Below are 22,096 nucleotides of genomic sequence, written 5' to 3' on the forward strand. Positions count from 1 at the left end.
GCGCCCGTCAGCGGCGAGCCGGATCGAGGTTGATGCCGACGCGATCCTTCAGGTACCGATCGGTCGCGATCATCCACGGGTTCAGCCAGAGCAGCTGCGTCTCGGTGATGCCGAACCGGCGGGTGACGGCGTAGATCGTGTCGTACGGGTTGGGGATGTACGTCGCGATGACGCCGTCCTCGACGATCGTCCGGCCGTGGGCGAACGTCGCCACTCCGGCATCCTTCACAGTGAGGCCCGGGTAGGGGGAGGGAAGCGTCCAGGTGAGGGATGCGGCGGCGAAGATCCGCGCGTCGCCCGCGAGGCTCTCCTCGACGGAGTGCAGGAAGGTCGGGTCGCCGAGGCCGGGGAAGTCGCCCGGGATGGGAAGGACGAGCTCGCCGTCCGGCTCCACGGAGTCGAGCGCGGAGATCAGCTGGAACTTCTGCGTGATCTGGATGTTCTCCGGCCGCCCGTCGTAACGGACCCCCGTGATCAGCAGGTCGAGGCCGGTCAGGTCGGCCGCGGCGGGATCGTCGGGCCGGATGCGCACCTCCACCTGTCCGGCCGAGCTGACGATGATACGCACCGCGCCGGTGAGCGGGCGATCGGAGCGCGGATCGCCGATCGGCTCGTGCTCGATCGGCACCAGTCTGCCGGAGCCGATCGTCTGGCCCGGGACGAGCAGCTGGGGGAGCAGCTGCGCCGCGGGCACCGGCTCGGGGGTGGTGGTGGCGGCCGCGGTGCGGGTGGGTGCCGGGGGCGGCGGCGCGAGCAGAGCGCATCCGGACATCAGGACGACGGCAGACACCACGATCGCGGTCGCGATGACGCGACCCACCCCCGACGGATCATGCGCCGACCCTATCAGCCGACGTGCCCGGGCCGTCGGCACAAACGAGTGGTCGCAACACGCCGTTACGGCGGCGGCCGTGACGGCGTGTTGCGCCCACTCGATGCACGTGCGAGGCGTCAGTCGACAGCGAGCGGGATGCTGTAGCCGACGCAGGATGCGGACGGGGTGTCGTCGCACTCGTCGTATGGGCTGCCCGTGACGATGACGACGGCCTGGCCTCGGGGGAACGTCGCCGGCACCGCGACGGTGACGCGGAAGCTTCCGTCGGTCGCGACCACCACCCGCATCGGCGCGGTCCGGGTCTCACGGTGCTGGAGGGTCACCGCGTAGGTATGTCCGGGATCGTAGCCCAGGTCGCAGTCGGCGGCGCCGCTCGACAGGGTGACGTCCTGACCGGGATGTGCGACCGCCGGCGCCGCCTCAAGCTGTGCCGGGAAGCAGACGGAGGCCGGGGCGATCAGCCCCGCCGATTGCGCCTGCCCCACCAGGACCACCGCGAAGACCGCAGCCCCCAGCGCGGCCGCGGACACGGCCAGACCGATCCACCGGCGACGTCCCATGTCGAGCATCCTGGCCGACGCGCGGCAGCCCGCGCCAGCACCTCCTAGCGCGTGCAGCGCGAACGCGGACGCGAACGCGAACGCCGGAAGCGGCTAGACCTGCGCCCCCAGCTTGAAACCCTGCGCCTCGTCGCCCTTGCGGGTGTACGAGAAGCCGTCGGCGCCGATGGTGACCTCCATCTCGGAGTCGTCGGTGCGCGTGGTGAGCGGCTGCGGGTTGCCGTCGAGGTCGAGCACGAGCGACGCCTCGGTGTACCAGGACGGGACGACCGGGTTGCCCCACCAGTCGCGGCGCTGGTTGTCGTGCACATCCCAGGTGACGACGGGGTTGTCCGGGTCGCCGGTGTAGTAGTCCTGCGTGTAGATCTCGACGCGGTGGCCGTCGGGGTCGCGCAGGTACAGGTAGAACGCGTTGGAGACGCCGTGGCGGCCGGGGCCGCGCTCGATGCAGTCACTGCGGCGCAGGGCTCCGAGCTTGTCGCAGATGGCGATGATGTTGTGCTTCTCGTGGGTGGCGAACGCGACGTGGTGCATCCGGGGTCCGTCGCCGCCGGTCATGGCGGTGTCGTGCACGGTGGGCTTGCGGCGCATCCACGCGGCGTACGTGGTGCCGGCCTCGTCCTGGATGTCCTCGGTCACGCGGAAGCCGAGGTCCTCCATGTACTTGACCGCGCGCGGGACGTCGGGGGTCACCTGGTTGAAGTGGTCGATGCGCACAAGGGCGCCGGGCGTGTACAGGTCGTAGCGCCAGGCGAGGCGCTCCACGTGCTCCACCTCGTAGAAGAACTCGTACGGGAAGCCGAGCGGGTCCTCGACGCGCACGGAGTCACCGACGCCCTTCGTGAACCCTTCCGCCCGGCGCTCCACCCGGCAACCAAGCTCGGTGTAGAACTCGACCGCGCGGTCGAGGTCCTCCGGGGTGCGGACCCGGTAGGCGAAGGCCGCCACGGCGGCGACCGGTCCCTTGCGGAGCACCAGGTTGTGGTGGATGAACTCCTCGAACGACCGCAGGTAGACGCTGTTCTCGTCCTCCTCGGTGACGACGAGGTCGAGCACATCGACGTAGAACTCGCGGCTGGCGGCCAGGTCGGTGACGACGAGCTCCATGTAGGCGCAGCGCACGACGTCCGGGGGAGTCGCGGTCGGCGTCGAGATGCGGTGGGTCGGCGCCGGGATGGGGTCGCCGGCGGTCACGGTGGGCTCCGGGGAGCCGGGGGTGATGGTCATGGTGGTGCTCTCTCTACGCTGAGGGGTGGGTCGGGGAAATAGCGAGCTCAGGCGTCGCCGGCGTCTTCGGCGGCTTCTTCCGCTTCTTCGGGCCGGTGCGCCGTGGCGCCGAACCGCGCGGTGTGGACGGGACCCAGGCTGATGTGGACCGCCTGCTGGTCGGTGTAGAAGTCGATCGAGCGGTAGCCGCCCTCATGGCCGAGGCCGGAGGCCTTCACGCCGCCGAACGGCGTGCGCAGGTCGCGGACGTTGTGGGAGTTCAGCCACACCATCCCTGCCTCGACGTTCTGCGCGAACGTGTGCGCGCGCTCGAGGTCGCTGGTCCAGATGTACGCGGCGAGGCCGTATTTCACGCCGTTGGCGAGATCGAGGGCCTCCGCGTCGCTGTCGAACGGGGTGATGGCGACGACCGGGCCGAAGATCTCCTCCTGGAAGATCCGCGCATCCGGGGCGACATCGGCGAACACGGTCGGGGCGACGTAGTTGCCGGTGTCGAGCCCTTCCGGGCGGCCGCCGCCCGCGAGCAGGCGGCCCTCCTGCTTGCCGAGCTCGACGTACGACATGACCTTCTCGTAGTGCTCCGGGTGCACCAGCGCGCCGACCTCTGTCTTCGGGTCGTGCGGGTCGCCGACGACGATGTTCTTCGCGCGCTCCGCGTACCGCGAGAGGAACTCGTCGTAGACCGGCCGTTCGACGAGGATGCGCGACCCGGCCGTGCAGCGCTCGCCGTTCAGCGAGAACACGCCGAACAGGGTGGAGTCGATGGCCGCATCCAGGTCCGCGTCCGCGAACACCACGGCCGGCGACTTTCCGCCCAGCTCCATCGACAGGCCCTTGAGGAAGGGCGCGGCGTTGGCGAAGATGATCTGCCCGGTGCGGCTCTCACCGGTGAACGAGATGAGCGGCACCTCCGGATGCTTCACCAGCGCGTCGCCGGCCTCCTCACCGAGGCCGTTGACCAGGTTGAACACGCCGTCGGGCACGCCCGCCTCGCGGAAGATCGTCGCCCAGAGCGACGCCGACAGAGGCGTGAACTCGGCCGGCTTGAGCACGACCGTGTTGCCGGTGGCGAGCGCGGGGGCGAGCTTCCAGCTCTCCAGCATGAACGGCGTGTTCCACGGCGTGATCAGGCCCGCGACGCCGATCGGTTTGCGGTTGACGTAGTTGAGCTGGCTGCCCGGCACCTTGTAGGCGTCGTCCGCCTGCGCCACGACCAGGTCGGCGAAGAAGCGGAAGTTCTCGGCCGCGCGCTGCGCCTGGCCCAGCGCCTGGGTGATCGGCAGGCCGGTGTCGAAGGTCTCGAGCTCGGCGAGCCGCGCGTCCTGGGCCTCGACGGCGTCGGCGATGCGGTTAAGGATGCGCGCCCGCTCGCGGGGCTTCATCCGCGGCCAGGGGCCCTCCCTGAAGGCGCGTGCGGCGGCGGCGACGGCGAGGTCGATGTCCTCCTTCTGGCCGGCGGCGGCCTGCACGTACGTCTCGTTCGACACGGGGTCGAGAACGTCGAAGGTCTTGCCGGACACGCTGTCGACGAATGCGCCGTCGATGAAGTGCTGGATCGTGTCCGGAAGGTTGTCGGGGATGTGGTGCTGCGCCATGCGCGGCCTCCGTTCGGTGGTGCGGTCAGTGCTGCTGCTTGTGCTCGTTCTGGTACGCGTGCAGCGAGTCGAGGGTCGCCAGCCGGTGGCGGCGTGCGGCGAGTTCGATCTCCAGCGCGTCCGCGCCGGATTCGATGAGGTTCAGGATGTGCTCGTGCTCGTCGACGGACTCGCGCGCGCGGCCCGGCACGAAGCTGAAGGTGGAGTCGCGGAGCACGGTGAGGCGGTTCCAGCCCCGGTGCACGAGGTCGAGGATGTGCGGGTTCGGGCACTCCTCGAACAGCACGGCGTGGAACTCCTGGTTGAGCTGCGTGAACCGGTGGGGGATGAAGTCGTCGAGGCACGCGATCATCTCGCGGTTGATCGCGCGGGCGCGCTCGATCTGCCGGGGGTCAGCAGGGGAGCGGAGAGCTGCGTCGCGGCGCCCTCGACGAGCGCGAGGGTCTCCATCGTGTACGTGTACTCGGCCTCCTGCAGCAGGGCGACCTGGGCGCCGACGTTCTTCTCGAACGTGACCAGCCCCTCCGCCTCGAGCCGCCGGATCGCCTCGCGCACCGGGACGACGCTGATGTCGAGCTCGCCGGCGATCTGGCCGAGCACCAGCCGGAACCCCGAGACGTACCGGCCGTCGTCGATGCGGGCGCGGATGAACTCGTACGCGAGCTGCGACTTGCTCGGGGCCGCCGTCTTCAGCGTTGCGTCCGCCATGCGCGGTACCTCTCTCCACTCCGCGTTCATCGGGAACAGTCCGTCGACGGGGTTGCCCGCGGACACCTGCTCGGCGATGAACTCCTCTTCGCGCTCCTGCTCGATCGCATCGGCGACGACCTCCTCGACCAGCGCGGGCGGGATGACGAGCAGCCCGTCCGCGTCGCCCACGATCACGTCGCCCGGCTGCACCGCCGCTCCGCCGCATGCGATCGTCACGTCGGTGTCCCACGGCACGTGCTTGCGGCCGAGGACGGCCGGGTGGGGACCGCCGTGGTAGGTCGGGATGTCGAGGGAGGCGACCACCGCGAGGTCGCGCACGCCTCCGTCCGTGACGATGCCGGACGCGCCGTTCAGCTGCGCGCGCAGGGCGAGCACGTCGCCGACGGTTCCGCTGCCGCGCTCGCCGCGGGCCTCGATGACGAGCACCTCGCCGGGGCCGACCGCGTCGAACGCGCGCTTCTGGGCGTTGTAGCCGCCGCCGTGCGATGCGAACAGGTCCTCCCGGTTCGGGATGTAGCGGAGCGTGCGCGCCGTCCCGACGACCCTGGTGCCGGGCCGGGTGGAGGTCAGGCCGTCGATGGAGACGTTGTTCAGCCCGCGCTTGCGGAGTTGCGAGCTGAGCGTCGCCGTGGCGACGGACGCGAGCTTCGAACGCAGCTCGTCCGTGAGCGTCCAGGCGGGCTCCGGCGGAGTGCCCCACGCCTCGGCACGCTGGTGGTCGTCGACGTTCGGCTTGGTGCCGAAGTCGCCGAACGGGATGCGGCCCTCGGTGATGCGTGTGACCAGGCGGCCGCTCGTCGGCGCGCCGGGCGCACCGGGGGCATCCACCTCGACCTCGACGGTGTCGCCGGGCTGCGTGACGGAGGAGCCGGCGGGGGTGCCGGTGAGGATGATGTCGCCGGGTTCCAGCGTCATCAGCTGGGAGAGGTCCGCGACCAGCCTCCCGAACGGGAAGAGCAGGTCGTCGGTCGTGCCTTCCTGCACGAGCTCGCCGTTGAGCCAGGTGCGGACGCGCAGGGCGTCCGGGTCGACGTCGGCGGCCGGGATGACGGCGGGGCCGAGCGGGGTGAAGCCGTCGCCGCCCTTGGAGCGGACGTTCGACCCTTTGTCGGCAGCCCGGAGGTCGTAGAGGCCGAAGTCGTTGGCGGCGGTGACGCCGGAGACGGCGGCCCAGCCCTCCTGCGGGGAGACGCGACGCGTGGGACGGCCGATGACCAGGGCGATCTCGCCCTCGAAGGCGAGGAGTTCGGTGCCGGCGGGCCGCTCCAGCTCGCCGCCGGAGTGCCCGATCGACGACGACGGCTTGAAGAAGTAGGACGGCTGGGCCGGGGTGCGGCCGCGCTGGGCGGCGCGGGAGCGGTAGTTCAGGTGCACGGCGATGATCTTGCCGGGGAGGCTCAGTGCGCTCACGGGTGGCTCCTCGTCGTCGGGGGCGGGCCGGGCAGGTCCGTATTCGAAATCATATACAATCCGGCGCGGTTCGGCAATGCGTCGCCTAGTAGCTCGCCGGGTCCGGTGCGCCCGGGTCGGTGGGGGCGCCGATGAAGCGGTCGGCCAGGGCCTCGGACGCCCGCGCCAGCAGGGTGACGTCGGCGCCGACCAGCACGTAGGCCGCGCCCGCGGCGGCGTAGCGGTCGGCGGTTGCCGGATCGAAGGCGTTCACCCCGACGGGCGTCCCGGCCTCGCGGCCCGCCGAAATGACGCGCTCGACGGCGGCGACCACGTCGGGGTGGTTCTGCCGGCCGAGCAGGCCCATCGATGCGGCGAGGTCCGCGGGCCCGACGAGCAGCGCATCCACCCCGTCGACCGCGGCGATGGCGGCCGCCGCCTCCAGCGCCTCCACCGTCTCGATCTGCACGGTGAGCGACACCAGCTCGTTCGCGCGCGCCAGGTAGTCCGGGATGCGGCTCCAGCGCGACGACCGCGCCAGCGCGCTGCCCACTCCGCGCACGCCGTGCGGCGGATACCGCACCGCGCGGACCATCGCCTCCGCCTCCGCGACGCTGCCGACCATCGGGACCAGGACGTTCTGCGCGCCCAGGTCGAGCAGCTGCTTGAGGATGACCGGGTCGCCGATGGGCGCCCGCACGACCGGGACCGCCGGGTAGGGCGCGACGGCCTGCAGCTGCGCCAGGATCGACTCCAGGTTCACGGGCGAGTGCTCGCCGTCGATGAGCACGATGTCGAGACCGCTGCCGGCGCAGAGCTCGGCGACCAGCGGGCTGCCGGCGCACGACCACATCCCGAACAGGGTGCGGTCGGCCCCGCGGAGCCGGTCCGCGAACGTCGGGGCGGGGTCTAGACGAATCGGCATGTGACGGCTCCCAGGGTTCCGTAGTCGGCGTGGACGGTGTCGCCGCGCTCCACCCACATCGGGCGGGTGAACGAACCGGCGAGGACGATGTCGCCGGCCTCGAGCCGGGTGCCGTGCTGCGCGAGCTTGTTCGCAAGCCACGCGACACCTGTGGCCGGATGGTCGAGCACGGCGGCGGCGACGCCCGACTCCTCGATGGTCTCGTTGCGGTACAGCAGCGCGGCGACCCAGCGGAGGTCCACCGCATCCACCGCCACCGGCCGCCCGCCGAGCACCATACCGCCCATCGCGGCGTTGTCGGAGATGGTGTCGACGATGGTCCGCCCCTGCATCTCGATGCGCGACGACAGGATCTCGAGCGCGGGGACGACGTACTTCGTCGCAGCCAGGACGTCGTACAGCGTGACGTGCGGGCCTTCGAGCGGCTCGGCGAGCGCGAACGCGAGCTCGACCTCGATGCGCACGTTCGAGAACTGGTCGAAGGGGATGACGGAGCCCGTCTCGTAGACCATGTCGTCGAAGATCGCGCCGTAGTCGGGCTCGGTGATCCCGGTCGCCTGCTGCATCACCTTCGAGGTCAGGCCGATCTTGCGGCCGACGAGCCGACGACCGGCGGCGAGACCGCGCTCGACCCAGACCCTCTGCACCGCGTAGGAGTCCTCGACGGTCATCCCCGGGTGGCGGGCGGTCAGCAGGGGGATGGTCGTGCGGTCGCGTTCGGCCGCAGCGAGTTCGTCGGCGATGGCCTGGATGGTCGGGCTGTCGAGCACGGATGCTCCCTTCGGCGTCGGAGGAGGACGTGGGTCCCGAAGTGGATCGTATATCATCCGGAGGCGCTTGCCTATCGATCCCGCAACGCGTGCAGCCCGGGACGGCGTGTGCGCCGGATGCTCTGATGTGATCAGGGCATCCGGCTCGCACACCATCCCGGGCTGACGGGTCGGATCTTCGCCGCGGTCGGTGCTCTACCAGACCGGCCTCGGCGTGAAGATGAAGTCGATCAATTCGTCCAATGGCAGTTCAGTGTCCATGGCCACCATGGTACACATCACGTGTGGCTTTTGATAACGCATACGAGTGTCATGTACTTAAATGCAGCATGAGAGCGTGGCCGAACCATCGTCGGGTCTGATAACGTGCCTACGTAGTAACAAGGAGGTCCCATGGCGATCATCACGGCGCGCGCCTTCAATCAGGATGTCTCGGCCGCAAAGCGCAGTGCGTCGACGGAGCCGTTGATCATCACGGATCGCGGCGAGCCTGCATACGTGCTCGTGACGTACGCGGACTTCGAGCGCATGGCGGGGCGGCAGAAGAGCATCGTCGACCTCCTCCGCCAGGACACCGAGGGGCTCGGCGACGTCGAGGTCGAATTCCCCCGCGCCAGCATCGAGGCCCGGGAGATCGACCTGTGAAGTGGTTGCTCGACACGATGGTGCTGTCCACCACTCGGCGACCCGACAAGGCTGATCCCTCGGTGGTGAGGTGGCTGGATGGTCAGAATCCGTACGCTCTTCATATCTCGGCGATGACCGTGTTCGAGATCGAGCTGGGGGCCTCTCGGGTGGAGCGGAGCGACCCCGAGCAGGGAGCCGAACTCCGGCGCTGGGTCGACGAGGTGATCGAAGTGTTCGCGGACCGCATTCTGCCCGTCGACCAGGAGGTGGCGGCGGTGGCGGCCGGGTATCACGTGCCGGATCCGAGTCCGGGCGTCGACGCCATGATCGCCGCGACGGCCGAGGTGGCCGGGCTCGCGGTCGTCACGCGCAACGTGCGCGACTTCGCACGGTTCGGCGTTCCCCTTCTGAACCCGTGGGACACCGCTCTCTGATCAGGCGGTCGCGGTGGGCAGCGCGGCGCGGATGAGCACCTCCGCCGCGGCGCGCGCGTCGGCGGCCGCGTCCGGCGTGCCGGCGATGGCCGCGGTCGTCTGCGCGCCCTCGGCGAGGATGGCCAACTGCGGCGCGAGCGCGGGGAGGCGCCCGCGTCGGCCGCCAGTGCGGCGACGTACGCCTGGAACGACTCCTTGTGCCGGCGCGCAGCCTCCGCCACGCGGGGGTCGGCCGCGCCGAGCTCGCCGAACGCGTTGATGAAGCCGCAGCCGCGGAACGTGTCCTCGACGAACCAGTCGGCCAGGTAGTCGTAGATCGCGAGCAGCTTCGCCTCCGCGCCGTCCACCGTCGCCACGTGTGCGGAGACGCCGTCGGTCCAGAGGTCGTGCCGCTTCGCGAGCACGGCGAGAACGAGGTCGTCCTTCGACGGGAACGCCGAGTACAGGCGCCGCAGGGAGACGCCCGCCGCATCCCGCACCTGGTCCATCCCGACGGCGTGGAAGCCTCGGGCGTAGTACAGCTCGTCGGCGGCATCCACGATGCGTGCGCGCAGCTCTTCATCGACCATGCACCGAGTGTACTTGACTGAGAACGATAGTTCTCGATAGAGTCCTGACGGCGGCGAGAACGATCGTTCTCGTCGGAGGATGAACGAAAGGATGCGACGAATGTCGTACATCACCGTCGGAACCGAGAACAGCGCGCCCATCGAGCTCTTCTACGAGGACCACGGCTCGGGTCAGCCCGTCGTGCTGATCCATGGCTTCCCGCTGGACGGCCACTCGTGGGAGAAGCAGACGGCCGCTCTGCTCGACGCCGGCTACCGCGTCATCACCTACGACCGCCGCGGCTTCGGCCGGTCGAGCCAGGTGACCACCGGCTACGACTACGACACCTTCGCCGCCGACCTGAAGCTCGTGCTCGACACCCTCGACCTGCGTGATGCAGTGCTCGTCGGCTTCTCGATGGGCACCGGCGAGGTCGGCCGCTACGTGGGAACCTACGGCACCGAGCGCATCGCGAAGGTCGCGTTCCTCGCCTCGCTCGAGCCGTACCTCCTGAAGACCGACGACAACCCGGACGGCGCCGCGCCGATCGAGTTCTTCGAGGGCATCGTGGAGTCGGTGAAGGCCGACCGCTACGCGTACTTCACGCAGTTCTACAAGGACTTCTACAACCTCGACGAGAACCTCGGCAGCCGCATCAGCGAGGAGGCCGTCCGCAACAGCTGGAACATCGCCGCCGGGAGCGGTGCGTACGCCTCCGCCGCCGCGCCGCTGACCTGGTTCACGGACTTCCGCGCCGACATCGAGAAGATCGACGTGCCCGCGCTGATCCTCCACGGCACCGCGGACAACATCCTCCCGATCGACGCGACCGCCCGCCCCTTCCACGCGCTCCTGCCCCAGGCGGAGTACGTGGAGGTCGAGGGCGCGCCGCACGGCCTGCTGTGGACCCACGCGGCCGAGGTCACGGAGGCGCTCCTCGCCTTCCTCCGGAAGTAACCCGCCCCCGGGCGCGGAGCCGGCGCGGCGCGGACCCCAAGGCGGTCCGCGTCGCGCCTCGTCACGTGCGGAGCCGGCGCTCCGCCCATACGTAGAGCGCGACGTAGGCGACGAGCGCGACGGCGAGCCCGCCGACGAACAGCGGAGCGGACGGCCGAGACCAGAGCAGTTCGCCGGAGCGGAAGCCGATGGCGACCAGCATGAGCACGAGGCTGAGCAGCTGGGCCTGGAAGATCTGCCGGAACGCACTCCACCGGGCGTCGCCCAGCATCCACAGATTCACCATCCCGGGCAGCGTGAGGATGGCGCCGCACACCCGGGCGGTCAGCGGCGTCAGCGGCCAGGCCCAGACGGAGATCGCGAACGGGGGGACGAGGAAGAGCACCAGTCCCACCGCCAGCGAGCCGATGCCGATGAGGGCGAGCAGGATGCGCACCCAGCCGGGCAGCGCGACGTCGCGGACGGCCGGCGTGCCCGGATCCTCCCGGCGGTTCACGACCATCGCCGCGAGCACCAGGAACGGCGTCGTCACATACAGCGTCACCCAGACGACGAACGACAGGGAGCCGAAGTGGAAGCGGTCCCAGTGCAGGAACGTCGCCACGGCCAGCAGCGTCGCGAAGAGCAGCACCGCCGGGAAGCCGTGGCGAACCGCATGCCAGCGGTTCGGGCGCACCACATGCACGAAGAAGACGATGCCGCCGGCGTAGGCGCTGCCCAGGAGCATGGCGGTGAGCGGCGGCAGGATGGTCCAGGCGAAGGACCGGTCCGTCGTGTCGGCGAGCGGGTACAGCAGCATGAACGCCGCGACCAGGAACGGCACGATGATCGCGCCCACCACGCGCGTGTACGGGTGGATGCGGTCGTTCACGCGCGCTCCTCGGCTTCGGCCACGGCATCCTCGACGCTCAGCGTGCGTCCGTCGGCGAGCCCGGCGTCGAACGCGTCGCGGTCGGCTCCCGCCTCCAGCATCCGGTCGACGAACAGCTGGTGGAACGAGAAGGCCGGAGCGTTGTGCAGCCCCGTGCGCTCGCGCAGGCTGCGGGCCGCGCCCAGCAGCCGTCCTGCGCGGGACGCGTCCCCGGCGAGAGCGGCGACGGCGACCATCCCCTCCAACCCGTACGCGACACCCTCGACGTGCCGGAGCCGGGCGGAGAGGGCGAGGCAGCCGGCGAAGTCGGAGGCCGCACCCGCTGCGTCTCCCAGCAGCAACCGTGCCCAGCCGCGATGGTGCTGCGCGATGGTCACCCCGAGCTCGTCGCCGTTGCCGCGGGCCAGCGTCAGGCTCTCCTCGAAGTGTGCGAGCGCCCCATCCACCTGCTGCCGGAGGAGGGCCACGCGGCCGAGCATGACCAGCGCCATGGCCTGGCCCCAGCGATCGCCGCAGGTGCGGAACAGGCCGAGGCTGGTCTCCATCGCGCGGTCAGCGGCAGCGGGATCGGGCGTCGGGGAGGCGAGCACGGCGAGAGCGTACGAGATGAGCGCCAACGCCTCACCGTCGGCGTCGTCGGAGGCGCGGAACAGCTCGGCGCTCTCGGTCAGGCGCGCCGCGACGGTGCCCTCGCTGTCCTGCCAGAAGGCGATGGCCTGGGTGAAGTACAGCGCGATCGCCCGGGTGCGATCATCGAGCGGGTCGCCGCTCGCGAGCAGCTCCTCCATCCACCCCTGCACCTCGCCGAGCAGGCCCGCGACCCACCAGTACACATAGAGGCTCCAGGCGAGGTGCGCGGCCCGCTCCGCGTCCCGCTCCTGCAGCAGGTGGCGGATCGCAGCGCGGAGGTTGTCCGTGTCGTGGCCGAGCCGCATGACCCAGTCGTGCTGACCGGCGCCCTCCAGCTCCGCGTCGGCGCGGTCGCCCAGCGCCACGAAATAGGCCGCGTGCGCTTCGCGCGCCTGCGCCAGGGCGCCCTCGCGCTCCAGGTGCTCCAGCGCGTACTCGCGTACGACCGCCAGCAAGGAGAAGCGCGACTGATCGGGATCGTCGTGCTGGCGGACGAGGCTGTTGTCGACCAGCGCGGCGAGCGACGCCAGCGTGTCGGCGTCATCCGGAGCGTCCAGGGCGGCCGGAGCGGTGGCGGCGGCCACGTGCTCCGCCGCCTCCAGGCTGAAGCTGCCCTCGAAGACGCCCAGCCGCGAGAGCAGGCGGCGCTCGGGGGCGGTCAGCAGCTGCGTGCTCCACTCGATCGTCGCGCGCAGGGTGCGCTGCCGCTCCGGGAGGTCGCGAGCGCCGCCGACGAGGAGGGGAGGCGCCGGTCCAGTCGCCGCGCGAGCTCGCCGGGCGGGAGCACCCGGATGCGCGCGGCCGCCAGCTCGATCGCGAGCGGCACACCGTCGACGGCGGCGCAGATCCGGGCCACAGCGTCCGCATTCTCAGCCGTGAGCTCAAAGTCGGGCCGGACCGCATGGGCGCGCTCGACGAACAGCGTGGCCGCCTGATCGGCCGGCAGCGGGCCCACGTCGTAGCTGCGCTCACCCCCACCCTCAGCAGCGAGCGGCTGGTGACGAGCGCGCTCACGCCCGGAGCGGTCGCCAGCAGGGACGTCACGGCCGGCGCGGCACTGAGCGCCTGCTCGAAGTTGTCCAGCAGCAGGAGCATCCGCCGGTCGCGGAGGGCGGTGGTCACCTTGTCGGCGAGGGGAGCGTCGCCGGTGTCCCTGACTCCGAGCGCCCCCGCCAGGGCGGCCGTGAGCCCTGCCGCGTCGTGCACGGGCGAGACGTCGACGAAGACGGCGCCATCCGGGAAGGGCTCCGTCATCCCGGCCGCCGCGGCGATCGCCAGCCGGCTCTTCCCGATTCCGCCGGGTCCGGTGAGGGTGAGCAGACGGGCGCCGTCGGCGAGGATGCGCCGCACGGCGGCGACGTCGTCCTCGCGCCCGATCAGCCGGGTCAGCGGCGAGGGGAGGGAGGCGACCGTCGCAGCGGGCGCATCCCGCTGCGTCGCCTGCGCGCTCCCGCCGGGCGAGGCCGCGACGCGGCTCAGCTCGAACCGCTCGGCGAGGAGCACGGCGAGGTCCGCCTCCAAGAGCACCTGGAGCCCCTCTGCGGACTCGATGTACGTGAAGGAGGCGTGGTCGTCTTCGCGGATGCGGGCCAGCAGTTCGGTGAGGCGCGGCTCGCGGCCGGGAGCGGGGTCCTTGATGTAGATCAGGCGCGGCAGGTCCGGCGGGCACAGGTTGTACTCATCCTCGAGGCCCGACACCTGCTCGCCGGGAGCGACCCAGCCGTAGCGCTCCCAGTACAACCCGACGAACACGTCGCTCTGGTCCAGATAGGCGCGGTAGAGCTCCCGAGGGGGATGCGGCCGTGCGCCCAGCTCGAACATGACCGGCGCGAGGTGCAGGCGCTCGATGGCGGCGCGCGCCGCCCGACGTTCGGCGGCGAGCTCCTTGAGGGTCGAGCTGACGAAGACCCGCAGCCGCTGGTCGGGCGTGCGGATCACCGGTGGCCCCGCGTTCATGCCCGCATTGTCGGGCACCGGGGGTGCGCTGCACCAGGGGTGCCGCGCCGTCTATCCCGCCCGCGCGCCGTCGCCCGCGGCCGGCCGGTCGTCCGCCGAGGCCACAGGGAGCTCACTCGCCTCGTCGCGCAGCGTTCGCAGGGCGGCGGCCGACGCCGACCCCGGCTCGGCGTGGTAGATCACGAGCAGCTGGCCGCCGGAGTCGCCGACCGGCAGCTTCTCGCGACTCAGCTCCAGCATCCCGAGCCGCGGATGGTCGAGCCGGGCGACCCCACCGCCGAGCCCGCGCACATCGTGGCGGGCCCACAGCTTGCGGAAGTGCTCGCTGCCCAGCGACAGCTCGCCGACGAGCTGGGCGATGCGGGGGTCGGCCACGTCGCTGCCGATGGAGGCGCGGAACGAGGCGATGAGTCCGGCCGTCGCCTGCTCCCAGTCCGGGTAGAGGGCGCGCTCGGCGTCGTCGAGGAAGAGCGAGCGCAGCCGGTTCATCCCGGGGCGCAGAGCGGGGAGAGCGCCGTGGCGAGCCGGTTCGCGGCCAGCACGTCGAACATCCGGTCCTCCACGAACGCGGGGAGGTCGAGGACCTGGAGCAGCTGCAGGACGCCTTTCGGCACGGTGCGCCGCGGCGAGCGGCGGGCGCGCAGCGGCGCCGGCTCGGCGAGGCTGAGCAGGTAGGCGGTAGCGGTGGGGTCCAGGTCGAAGACCCGCGCCAGCGCCGTCAGCACCTGAGCGGAGGGGTGGCGGTCGCGGCCCTGCTCGAGGCGCAGGTAGTAGTCGGCGCTGATGCCGGCGAGGGTGGCGACCTCCTCCCGCCGCAGGCCCGGAGTGCGCCGCACCCCGGTGACCCGGAGGCCGACGGACGCCGGATCGACCAGCTCGCGGCGGGCGCGCAGGTACTCCCCGAGGGAGTTGGGGTCGGAACGGGAGGTGGGCACAGCGCGAGTCTAGAAGTGTCCACAGGGCGCAGCCAGGTCCCCTCATCCCCAGGATCGGCGAAGCACTCCCTGCGCTGCCCGCGGCCACGCAGAGTGGAGGCATGACCTCTTCAGAAGCAACCATCGCCGCCGGTCTCCCCGGTGGCAGCTACCGCACCGGCGACCTCGAGCTCACCCGCGTCGGGTACGGCGCCATGCAGCTGGCCGGCCCAGGCGTCTTCGGTCCGCCTGCCGACCGCGAGGGTGCGCTGGCCGTGCTCCGCGCTGTGGTGGAGGCCGGGATCACGCACATCGACACCGCCGAGTTCTACGGACCGCACGTCACCAACGAGTTGATCCGGGAGGCGCTCGCGCCCTATCCCGAGACGCTCCACATCGTGACGAAGGTGGGGGCGGAACGCGACGCCGAGGGCAACTGGCCGCACGCGCGCTCGCCGCAGCAGCTGCGGGAGCAGGTGCACCAGAACCTCCGCACGCTCGGGCTCGAGGCCCTCGACATCGTCAACCTGCGGGTCGGCGGGTTCGACCGGCCGGAGCCCGGCTCGCTGGCCGAGCAGTTCGGAGCGCTGGCCGACCTGCAGCGTGAGGGGCTCATCCGGCACCTCGGCCTCAGTACGGTCGACGCGGAGCAGCTGGCCGAGGCGCAGGCCATCGCGCCGGTCGTCACGGTGCAGAACTTCTACAACATCGCCAACCGGCATGACGACGCCCTGCTCGATCAGACGGCGCGCGAGGGCATCGCCTACGTGCCCTACTTCCCGCTCGGCGGGTTCACGCCGCTGCAGTCCGGCGTGCTGGCGTCGGTCGCCGAGCGGCTCGAGGCGACGCCTCTCGCGGTGGCGCTCGCCTGGCTGCTGCAGCGGTCGCCGAACGTGCTGCTCATCCCCGGCACGTCCTCCGTCGGGCATCTGCACGAGAACATCCGGGGCGCGGGACTCGTGCTTCCCGACGACGCGGTGCGCGAACTCGACGCGATCGGGTGAAGCGATGACAGGGGATGCGGCATCGACCGTTGCGTCGGATGCGAAATCGTATATCATTGCCGGATCGGAGCGCCGCTCCGGACGACGATGTCACAGCAGCACCTCGGGAGTACACGACGATGAGCACATCCCCCTTCACACCCACCGGCAGCATCCGCTCGCAGACGGACCGCCGCCGGGTCGTCTTCGCCACGGTCATCGGCACGACCGTCGAGTGGTACGACTTCTTCATCTACGCGTCGGCAGCGGGCCTGGTCTTCGGGCAGCTGTTCTTCGCGCCGGCCGGTCCGCAGTTCGCGACCGTGCTGTCCTTCCTCACGGTCGGCGTGAGCTTCCTGTTCCGGCCGCTTGGCGCGTTCCTCGCCGGCCACTTCGGCGACCGGTACGGGCGGCGCCGGGTGCTGGTGGTCACGCTGATCCTGATGGGACTCGCGACCGCGCTGGTCGGCCTCCTGCCGACGTACGAGGCGATCGGCGTCGCCGCGCCCATCCTGCTCGTGCTGCTGCGTGTCCTCCAGGGCATCTCGGCCGGCGGCGAGTGGGGCGGAGCGGTGCTGATGGCGGTCGAGCACGCCCCGACCGCGAAGCGCGGCCTGTTCGGTGCGTCGCCGCAGATCGGCGTGCCGCTCGGACTGCTCCTCGCGTCCGGGATCATGGCGCTGATGACCGTGATCGCACCGGGCGACGCGTTCCTCGCCTGGGGCTGGCGCGTGCCGTTCCTGCTGTCCGTGGTGCTGATCCTCATCGGCTACTGGGTGCGCCGCCGCGTCGAGGAGAGCCCCGTGTTCACGGAGATCGCCGAGCGCCGCGAGCGCACTCGCATGCCGATCGTGCAGCTGTTCCGCAAGCACGCCCTGCTCGTCGTCGTCGCCGCGCTCGTGTTCGCCGGCAACAATGCGGTCGGCTACATGACGACGGGCGGCTACATCCAGAACTACTCCACCGCCCCGGACGGCCCGCTCAAGCTCGAGCGCGGACCGGTGCTCTGGGCGGTCGCCGCATCCGCGATCACCTGGCTGGCCGCCACGTGGTTCGCAGGCTGGCTGAGCGACAAGATCGGCCGCCGCACCACCTACATCGCGGGATGGATCCTGCAGCTGGTCGGCGTCTTCACCCTGTTCCCGCTGGTCAACACGGGCAACATCGTGCTGCTGTTCCTCGGCCTCGCGATCCTGACCATCGGTCTGGGATTCACATACGGTCCGCAGGCGGCGCTGTACTCGGAGCTCTTCCCGGCCTCGATCCGCTTCTCGGGGGTGTCGATCTCGTACGCGATCGGCGCCATCCTGGGCGGCGCCTTCGCGCCGACGATCGCGACGGCCCTCGTGCAGGCGACCGGGACGACCCTGTCGGTCACGTGGTACCTCGCCGGGATGACCGTGCTCGGCCTGCTCGCCACCCTGGTGCTGCGCGACCGCACGGGCATCGCTCTCGGCCCGGACCACGAGGCGGAGCAGGCGGCCAGCCCGATCCGCGGGATCTCCGAGCGCCCGGAGCGCGTGGGCGTCGCTGCGCGCGGCTGACCGGCGCGGCTGACCCGGGCGCGGCTGACCCGCGCGCGTGGCCCGTGCGCGGCTGAGCCGGGAGCGGCCAGCCCGCCAGCGCGGTCAGACGCCGGCGCAGCGGAGCAGATGGGGCGCGAGCGCCTCGCCCGACACGTCGTGCGTCTGGCCCGCGACGATCTCGAACGTCCCGTCCTGGGCGCCGGAGGCCACGCCCTCGGCGCCCAGGCGCAGGAAGTCCGGCGTCTGCTCCCCGGCGAGCCCGAGGACGGGCACCCTGATCGCCTGCAGCAGGTCGTCGGGCACACGGCTGTCGCCCATCGCCGCATCGTCGTACCCGAGCGTCGGGGCCAGCGCGAGAGTGGCCTCCCAGCCAGGGGAGTAGCGCATCCCCTCGATGCCGGCCTCCGGCACCCCGACCCGCCGCAGGAACAGCTCGACGGCCGCCGCGGGGTCGTCCGCGGCCAGCGCGTCCAGAAGCTGACGGGTGTACGCCTCGGCGGAGGGCAGCATCGGGTCGGGCAGGTACGGCGGCTCGTACACGGCGACCGCCGGGACGCGATCGGCCCCCAGCGCGGCCGTGGCCGCCAGGGCGAGCCCGCCTCCCGACGACATCCCGAACAGCCTGGCCGAACCGCCGGCCGCATCGATCAGCGCGGCGAGATCCTCGATCTCGCGGGCCACGGCTTCCGCCCGGGCGGCGGGATCGGCGAGGGAGTCCGAACTGGCCCCTCTGCCGCGCCGGTCGTACAGCACGACCGTGAGCCGGCCGCGAAGGGCCTCGGCGATCGATCGCATCGGACCCGCGTCGCGGAAGCAGAGGGCGCCATCCACGAGGACGATGGCGGGGCCGTCACCCTCCTGTTCGTACGCGATGGAGGTGCCGTCTGCCGAGGTGACCGTGCTCATGGCACGTCAGCGTAGCCCGTGCCCGCGGCCGCGCAATGCGGCCGGGCCGGGGAACGGCGGATCAGCGTCCCTGCCGCCGCCGCACCCCGAAGCCGATCAGCACACCGCCGCCGATGGCGACCAGCACGCCCGCCCCGCGGACCAGCCACTGCACGTCGCCGAGCGCCGCATCCACCAGCAGGGGGCCGGCGAGCCCGATCACCACGAGCGCGATCCCGGCGATGAAGAACCACGGGGATCCGTTCGTGCGCTCGACCATGCCCCGAGCCTACGGCGTCGCGGACGGAAGCGCGCGGATGAGCAGGCCCGCACCGAGCGCACAGCGGGATTGAAGCGGGCCCCGGTAACGTTGTGGCCGGTATGCGCACCGAACCCCTCGACACCACCGCCCTGCGTGCGGACTTCCCCATCCTCTCCCGGGAGGTGAACGGGCATCCGTTCGTCTATCTCGACTCGGGGGCGACGTCGCAGAAGCCGCGCCAGGTGCTCGACGCCGAGCGGGCGTTCGCCGAGCGCTACACCTCCGCCGTGCATCGCGGAGCGCACACGGTCGCGGGCGAGGCGACGGAGCTGTTCGAGGATGCGCGGGCCCGGGTCGCCGCGTTCGTCGGCGCGCGGCCGGAAGAGCTGGTCTGGACGTCGAACGCGACCGAGGGCATCAACCTGCTCGCGTACGGCATGTCGAATGCCTCGCTCGGGCGGGGAGGCTCGGCTGCGGAGCCCTTCCGCCTCGGCGCCGGCGACGAGATCGTGGTGACCGAGGCCGAGCACCACGCCAACCTCATCCCGTGGCAGGAGCTGGCAGCCCGTACGGGCGCGACCCTCCGCGTGATCGGGCTGACCGACGACGGGATGCTGCGCCTCGACCAGGCCGCCGAGCTGATCGGCCACCGCACCAAGGTCGTCGCCTTCGCCCACGTGTCCAACGTCCTGGGCGGCATCAACCCGGTCGCCGAGCTGGTGGCGCTCGCCCATGAGCACGGCGCCTTCACCGTGCTCGACGCCTGCCAGTCCGTCCCGCATCTCGCCGTGGACCTCCCGGCCGTGGACGTGGACTTCGCCGTGTTCTCGGGCCACAAGATGCTCGGGCCGACCGGCGTCGGCGCGCTCTACGGCCGCAGCGACCTGCTCGACGCGCTGCCGCCCTTCCTCACCGGCGGCTCCATGATCACGCAGGTGACGCTGGAGGGCGCCGAGTACCTGCCCGCGCCGCAGCGGTTCGAGGCCGGCACGCAGCGCGTGTCGCAGGCGGTCGCGCTCGCGGCCGCGGTCGACTACCTCGAGGGCGTCGGCATGCCGGCGATCGAGGCGCACGAGGAGGCGCTCGGCGAACGGCTGATCGCGGGGCTCGGCGAGATCGACGGGGTGCGCATCCTCGGCCCCGGGCCAGGCGTGCCGCGCGTCGGGCTGGCGAGCGTCGTCGTGGACGGCATCCACGCGCACGACGTGGGTCAGTTCCTCGACGACCGCGGCATCGCCGTGCGGGTCGGCCACCACTGCGCCCAGCCGGTGCACCGCCGCCTCGGCGCGACCGCCAGCACGCGCATCAGCACGTACCTCTACAACACGGCGGACGAGGTGGATGCGGCGATCGCCGCGATCGCCGACGCGCGCGTCTTCTTCGGCGTCGCGACGGGAGGCGCGCGATGAGCGACCTGCAGAACCTGTACCAGCAGGTCATCCTCGACCACGCGCGCGAGAAACACGGCTACGGCATCGCGGGGGACGAGGCGGCGAGTTCGCACCAGTTCAACCCGACCTGCGGCGACGAGGTCACCGTCGGCGTCCGCACGGACGCGGCGGGCCGCATCCTCTCCATCGGCTGGGAGGGGCACGGCTGCTCGATCTCGACCGCGTCGGCCTCGCTCCTGAGCGACCTGGTGCAGGAGGTGGACCGGGACCGGCTGGCCGCATCCATCGGCGCCTTCCGCGAGCTGATGCACTCGAAGGGCGCGCTGGACGGCGACGAGGAGCTGCTCGGCGACGCCGTCGCGCTGGCCGGCGTCTCCAAGTACGTCACGCGCGTCAAGTGCGCGATGCTGCCGTGGGTGGCCCTCGAGGACGCGCTGCTCAAGTCCGCCTGACGGGCGGCGGCTAGGGCACCGGCGCCAGGTCCACCTCGTCGGCGATCGCCTCCAGAGCGGAGGGGAGCGACGGGAACGTCGTGCCGTAGACGAGCCCGGACGGACCGGCCGCCGTCCACGCCTGGCCGCCCTTCCTCACGCGCCCGACGAGGTACCGCTTGTGCCCGGCGCGTGCCTGCCGCTGCGCGATGGGCAGGGTCAGCGGGAAGGCGTAGACGTCGCCCTGTGGGCTGACGACCAGCTCCCAGCGGGCGCGGCCCGGGTTGAACTTGCTGGTGAAGATGCGCGACATGATCGACTGTTTGTACCTTGTCGCCGCATCCGGTCGCCAGGAACATGACGACCTGTTGCGAAAGCCTGCGCCGCGTTACGCCGCGTGCTCTGGAGCCTTGCCGAATGGCGACATCATGTCACCACTCGACCCGAATAGGCGCCGCTACTCACCACTCAGCGATTGGAGCAGACGGGGCGCCGTGGCCGAATGGCGACATCATGTCACCACTCGAACGGAATATGCGCATCCACTCACCACTCGGCCCGAGCGGCTGCACAGAGGGCCCGCACATACGGTGAGCGTCGCCGGGCGGAAGCGGCCGGCCGCGTCAGTCGCCGAGCGACTCCAGGAAGGTCCGCGTCGGCGCGAAGAAGGTGGTGCCCGTCGCGGCGGTCGAGAAGTCGAGGATGCGGTCGTAGCTGCCGACCGGATCGCCGACGAACATGCGCTCCAGCATCCGCTCGATCACCCAGAGGGCGCGCGAGTAGCCGATGAAGTAGGTTCCGAACTCGCCGTGGCCCGGGCGCCCGAACGGCATGTTGTCGCGCAGGATCTCGTGCTCGACGCCCGCCTCGTCGACGATGGTCGCCAGCGTCTTGTGCGACTTCTGGCCGTGCTCGGCGTCGGGGAGCTCGATGTTCTCCACCTTCGTGCGGCCGATCACGCCCTCCTGCGACGGGACGGGGAGGCGGCTCCAGCCGGAGAGGTCGTGCAGGTACTTCTGCACGACGATGTAGCTGCCTCCGGCGTGCGCCGGGTCCTCGTCGCCGACGGTAGTGGCCTGGGTCATGTCGCCGCCGGCCGGGTTCGCCGTGCCGTCGACGAAGCCGAGCAGGTCGCGGGCGTCGAAGTAGCGGAAGCCGGTGACCTCGTCCACGACCTCGACCGCGTCGCCGAGCGCATCCAGCAGCTGCCGCTCGAGCTCGAACGTGAAGTCGCCGCGCTCGGCGCGGATGTGGAACAGCAGATCGCCCGGGGTCGAAACCGCGGTGTGCACCGGGCCCGCGATCTCCCGGAACGGGTGCAGCTCGCGCGGCGGCGGCGCGTCGGTGAGCCGGGACCACAGCGCCGCCCCGATGCCGACGTTGCACGACAGCCGTGCGCCGAGGTCGCGGAAGCCGACCGTCTTGACCTGGTCGGTGATGCCGCCCAGCACATCCCTCACCGTCGCGAGCGCTTCGTCGGACGCGCCGACGGTCACCACCAGGAAGACGGCCGCGCGCGAGAGCGGTGCGTCGACGCTCTGCGGGTCGATGGGGACGCGCTGCCAGGGCTGGTCGCCGGTGTTCGCCATGTCGCCATGCTGCCGTACCGCCGCGCTCCGGCGCCACTCGACGCTGCGCTCCGTCGTCGACCGGAGACCGTCGACCGTA

Annotated in this window: 22 protein-coding genes and 3 pseudogenes; 7 read left to right on the plus strand and 18 right to left on the minus strand. The window is 71.3% G+C overall.

Annotated features, from left to right (window positions below):
• Positions 1 to 7: 7 nt before the first annotated feature.
• The 8 genes and pseudogenes from ACQ86M_RS04470 to hpaH form a co-directional block, all read right to left on the minus strand.
• Positions 8 to 820, minus strand: a complete 813-nt coding sequence (locus tag ACQ86M_RS04470; protein WP_431247196.1) for a hypothetical protein — start codon at positions 818 to 820, stop codon at positions 8 to 10.
• A 131-nt stretch (positions 821 to 951) separates the two neighbouring features.
• Positions 952 to 1,395: a hypothetical protein gene (locus tag ACQ86M_RS04475; protein WP_431247197.1), complete on the minus strand. Its 444-nt coding sequence runs from the start codon at positions 1,393 to 1,395 to the stop codon at positions 952 to 954.
• A gap of 93 nt (positions 1,396 to 1,488) precedes the next feature.
• On the minus strand, positions 1,489 to 2,622 hold the full coding sequence (gene hpaD / locus ACQ86M_RS04480) for a 3,4-dihydroxyphenylacetate 2,3-dioxygenase (protein ID WP_431247198.1): 1,134 nt from the start codon (positions 2,620 to 2,622) through the stop codon (positions 1,489 to 1,491).
• A 47-nt stretch (positions 2,623 to 2,669) separates the two neighbouring features.
• Complete coding sequence (gene hpaE / locus ACQ86M_RS04485) at positions 2,670 to 4,217, minus strand: 5-carboxymethyl-2-hydroxymuconate semialdehyde dehydrogenase (RefSeq protein WP_431247199.1); 1,548 nt, start codon at positions 4,215 to 4,217, stop codon at positions 2,670 to 2,672.
• Between the two features lie 25 nt (positions 4,218 to 4,242).
• Positions 4,243 to 4,925: pseudogene (locus ACQ86M_RS04490) on the minus strand (GntR family transcriptional regulator).
• Positions 4,907 to 6,338: pseudogene (locus tag ACQ86M_RS04495) on the minus strand (fumarylacetoacetate hydrolase family protein). Before ACQ86M_RS04495 ends, ACQ86M_RS04490 begins: the two co-directional pseudogenes overlap by 19 nt.
• 85 nt (positions 6,339 to 6,423) lie before the next feature.
• Complete coding sequence (locus ACQ86M_RS04500) at positions 6,424 to 7,242, minus strand: aldolase/citrate lyase family protein (RefSeq protein ID WP_431247200.1); 819 nt, start codon at positions 7,240 to 7,242, stop codon at positions 6,424 to 6,426.
• The gene (gene hpaH / locus ACQ86M_RS04505) at positions 7,227 to 8,012 is read right to left on the minus strand and encodes a 2-oxo-hept-4-ene-1,7-dioate hydratase (protein ID WP_431247201.1); all 786 of its coding nucleotides are present in this window, start codon (positions 8,010 to 8,012) and stop codon (positions 7,227 to 7,229) included. Before hpaH ends, ACQ86M_RS04500 begins: the two co-directional genes overlap by 16 nt.
• Before the next feature lie 393 nt (positions 8,013 to 8,405).
• On the opposite strand from hpaH, the gene ACQ86M_RS04510 reads away from it, so the two are divergent.
• Together ACQ86M_RS04510 and ACQ86M_RS04515 are read left to right on the plus strand one after the other, a co-directional pair.
• Positions 8,406 to 8,657 (plus strand): type II toxin-antitoxin system Phd/YefM family antitoxin, encoded by a 252-nt coding sequence (locus ACQ86M_RS04510; protein WP_431247202.1) that lies wholly within the window; start codon positions 8,406 to 8,408, stop codon positions 8,655 to 8,657.
• Between the two features lie 17 nt (positions 8,658 to 8,674).
• Entirely contained in the window at positions 8,675 to 9,073 is a 399-nt protein-coding gene (locus tag ACQ86M_RS04515; RefSeq protein WP_431247203.1) for a type II toxin-antitoxin system VapC family toxin, read from the plus strand.
• Here the strand turns inward: ACQ86M_RS04515 and ACQ86M_RS04520 are convergent.
• Positions 9,074 to 9,642 (minus strand): annotated as a pseudogene (locus ACQ86M_RS04520) (TetR/AcrR family transcriptional regulator).
• Between the two features lie 100 nt (positions 9,643 to 9,742).
• On the opposite strand from ACQ86M_RS04520, the gene ACQ86M_RS04525 reads away from it, so the two are divergent.
• Positions 9,743 to 10,579: an alpha/beta fold hydrolase gene (locus ACQ86M_RS04525; protein ID WP_431247204.1), complete on the plus strand. Its 837-nt coding sequence runs from the start codon at positions 9,743 to 9,745 to the stop codon at positions 10,577 to 10,579.
• A 61-nt stretch (positions 10,580 to 10,640) separates the two neighbouring features.
• Here the strand turns inward: ACQ86M_RS04525 and ACQ86M_RS04530 are convergent, their stop codons facing one another.
• The 5 genes from ACQ86M_RS04530 to ACQ86M_RS04550 are packed head-to-tail and all read right to left on the minus strand — an operon-like array spanning position 10,641 to position 14,971.
• Positions 10,641 to 11,450 carry a hypothetical protein gene (locus ACQ86M_RS04530; RefSeq protein ID WP_431247205.1) on the minus strand — a complete coding sequence of 270 codons (810 nt, stop codon included), beginning with the start codon at positions 11,448 to 11,450 and terminating at the stop codon, positions 10,641 to 10,643.
• Entirely contained in the window at positions 11,447 to 12,664 is a 1,218-nt protein-coding gene (locus tag ACQ86M_RS04535) for a hypothetical protein (RefSeq protein WP_431247206.1), read from the minus strand. Before ACQ86M_RS04535 ends, ACQ86M_RS04530 begins: the two co-directional genes overlap by 4 nt.
• Complete coding sequence (locus ACQ86M_RS04540; protein ID WP_431247207.1) at positions 12,621 to 14,036, minus strand: DUF4062 domain-containing protein; 1,416 nt, start codon at positions 14,034 to 14,036, stop codon at positions 12,621 to 12,623. Before ACQ86M_RS04540 ends, ACQ86M_RS04535 begins: the two co-directional genes overlap by 44 nt.
• A 51-nt stretch (positions 14,037 to 14,087) precedes the next feature.
• Positions 14,088 to 14,525, minus strand: a complete 438-nt coding sequence (locus tag ACQ86M_RS04545) for a hypothetical protein (protein ID WP_431247208.1) — start codon at positions 14,523 to 14,525, stop codon at positions 14,088 to 14,090.
• Positions 14,522 to 14,971 (minus strand): helix-turn-helix domain-containing protein, encoded by a 450-nt coding sequence (locus ACQ86M_RS04550; protein WP_431247209.1) that lies wholly within the window; start codon positions 14,969 to 14,971, stop codon positions 14,522 to 14,524. The genes ACQ86M_RS04545 and ACQ86M_RS04550 overlap by 4 nt, the downstream gene beginning before the upstream one ends.
• A gap of 101 nt (positions 14,972 to 15,072) precedes the next feature.
• Between ACQ86M_RS04550 and ACQ86M_RS04555 the strand changes: the two genes are divergently transcribed.
• On the plus strand, positions 15,073 to 15,954 hold the full coding sequence (locus tag ACQ86M_RS04555) for an oxidoreductase (RefSeq protein ID WP_431247210.1): 882 nt from the start codon (positions 15,073 to 15,075) through the stop codon (positions 15,952 to 15,954).
• Positions 15,955 to 16,073: 119 nt separating this feature from the next.
• Positions 16,074 to 17,477, plus strand: a complete 1,404-nt coding sequence (locus tag ACQ86M_RS04560) for an MFS transporter (protein ID WP_431247211.1) — start codon at positions 16,074 to 16,076, stop codon at positions 17,475 to 17,477.
• Between the two features lie 84 nt (positions 17,478 to 17,561).
• Here the strand turns inward: ACQ86M_RS04560 and ACQ86M_RS04565 are convergent, their stop codons facing one another.
• Together ACQ86M_RS04565 and ACQ86M_RS04570 are read right to left on the minus strand one after the other, a co-directional pair.
• A complete protein-coding gene (locus tag ACQ86M_RS04565) occupies positions 17,562 to 18,365 on the minus strand; it encodes an alpha/beta fold hydrolase (protein WP_431247212.1) in 804 nt (267 codons plus the stop codon).
• 61 nt (positions 18,366 to 18,426) lie between these two features.
• Positions 18,427 to 18,624, minus strand: a complete 198-nt coding sequence (locus ACQ86M_RS04570) for a hypothetical protein (RefSeq protein WP_431220928.1) — start codon at positions 18,622 to 18,624, stop codon at positions 18,427 to 18,429.
• 101 nt (positions 18,625 to 18,725) lie between these two features.
• On the opposite strand from ACQ86M_RS04570, the gene ACQ86M_RS04575 reads away from it, so the two are divergent.
• Both ACQ86M_RS04575 and sufU read left to right on the plus strand, forming a co-directional pair.
• Positions 18,726 to 20,015 (plus strand): SufS family cysteine desulfurase, encoded by a 1,290-nt coding sequence (locus ACQ86M_RS04575; RefSeq protein WP_431247213.1) that lies wholly within the window; start codon positions 18,726 to 18,728, stop codon positions 20,013 to 20,015.
• Entirely contained in the window at positions 20,012 to 20,449 is a 438-nt protein-coding gene (gene sufU, locus ACQ86M_RS04580; RefSeq protein ID WP_431247214.1) for a Fe-S cluster assembly sulfur transfer protein SufU, read from the plus strand. The genes ACQ86M_RS04575 and sufU overlap by 4 nt, the downstream gene beginning before the upstream one ends.
• A 10-nt stretch (positions 20,450 to 20,459) precedes the next feature.
• Here sufU and ACQ86M_RS04585 read toward each other — a convergent pair whose 3' ends face one another.
• Both ACQ86M_RS04585 and ACQ86M_RS04590 read right to left on the minus strand, forming a co-directional pair.
• Complete coding sequence (locus ACQ86M_RS04585; protein WP_431247215.1) at positions 20,460 to 20,741, minus strand: hypothetical protein; 282 nt, start codon at positions 20,739 to 20,741, stop codon at positions 20,460 to 20,462.
• A 310-nt stretch (positions 20,742 to 21,051) separates the two neighbouring features.
• Positions 21,052 to 22,017, minus strand: a complete 966-nt coding sequence (locus tag ACQ86M_RS04590; protein ID WP_431247216.1) for a Dyp-type peroxidase — start codon at positions 22,015 to 22,017, stop codon at positions 21,052 to 21,054.
• Positions 22,018 to 22,096 lie beyond the last annotated feature (79 nt).

Origin of the sequence: Leifsonia xyli subsp. cynodontis, assembly GCF_050632205.1 — a bacterium.
GTDB classification, from domain to species: Bacteria; Actinomycetota; Actinomycetes; order Actinomycetales; family Microbacteriaceae; genus Leifsonia; species Leifsonia xyli_D.

What these genes read in the sequence shown, in the direction of transcription:
- ACQ86M_RS04475 (WP_431247197.1), bottom strand. Translation starts at nt 1,395, where the DNA reads ATGGGACGTCGCCGGTGGATCGGTCTGGCCGTGTCCGCGGCCGCGCTG.
- hpaD (WP_431247198.1), bottom strand. Translation starts at nt 2,622, where the DNA reads ATGACCATCACCCCCGGCTCCCCGGAGCCCACCGTGACCGCCGGCGAC.
- hpaE (WP_431247199.1), bottom strand. Translation starts at nt 4,217, where the DNA reads ATGGCGCAGCACCACATCCCCGACAACCTTCCGGACACGATCCAGCAC.
- ACQ86M_RS04500 (WP_431247200.1), bottom strand. Translation starts at nt 7,242, where the DNA reads ATGCCGATTCGTCTAGACCCCGCCCCGACGTTCGCGGACCGGCTCCGC.
- ACQ86M_RS04510 (WP_431247202.1), top strand. Translation starts at nt 8,406, where the DNA reads ATGGCGATCATCACGGCGCGCGCCTTCAATCAGGATGTCTCGGCCGCA.
- ACQ86M_RS04515 (WP_431247203.1), top strand. Translation starts at nt 8,675, where the DNA reads ATGGTGCTGTCCACCACTCGGCGACCCGACAAGGCTGATCCCTCGGTG.
- ACQ86M_RS04525 (WP_431247204.1), top strand. Translation starts at nt 9,743, where the DNA reads ATGTCGTACATCACCGTCGGAACCGAGAACAGCGCGCCCATCGAGCTC.
- ACQ86M_RS04540 (WP_431247207.1), bottom strand. Translation starts at nt 14,036, where the DNA reads ATGAACGCGGGGCCACCGGTGATCCGCACGCCCGACCAGCGGCTGCGG.
- ACQ86M_RS04545 (WP_431247208.1), bottom strand. Translation starts at nt 14,525, where the DNA reads ATGAACCGGCTGCGCTCGCTCTTCCTCGACGACGCCGAGCGCGCCCTC.
- ACQ86M_RS04555 (WP_431247210.1), top strand. Translation starts at nt 15,073, where the DNA reads ATGACCTCTTCAGAAGCAACCATCGCCGCCGGTCTCCCCGGTGGCAGC.
- ACQ86M_RS04560 (WP_431247211.1), top strand. Translation starts at nt 16,074, where the DNA reads ATGAGCACATCCCCCTTCACACCCACCGGCAGCATCCGCTCGCAGACG.
- ACQ86M_RS04565 (WP_431247212.1), bottom strand. Translation starts at nt 18,365, where the DNA reads ATGAGCACGGTCACCTCGGCAGACGGCACCTCCATCGCGTACGAACAG.
- ACQ86M_RS04570 (WP_431220928.1), bottom strand. Translation starts at nt 18,624, where the DNA reads ATGGTCGAGCGCACGAACGGATCCCCGTGGTTCTTCATCGCCGGGATC.
- ACQ86M_RS04575 (WP_431247213.1), top strand. Translation starts at nt 18,726, where the DNA reads ATGCGCACCGAACCCCTCGACACCACCGCCCTGCGTGCGGACTTCCCC.
- sufU (WP_431247214.1), top strand. Translation starts at nt 20,012, where the DNA reads ATGAGCGACCTGCAGAACCTGTACCAGCAGGTCATCCTCGACCACGCG.
- ACQ86M_RS04585 (WP_431247215.1), bottom strand. Translation starts at nt 20,741, where the DNA reads ATGTCGCGCATCTTCACCAGCAAGTTCAACCCGGGCCGCGCCCGCTGG.
- ACQ86M_RS04590 (WP_431247216.1), bottom strand. Translation starts at nt 22,017, where the DNA reads ATGGCGAACACCGGCGACCAGCCCTGGCAGCGCGTCCCCATCGACCCG.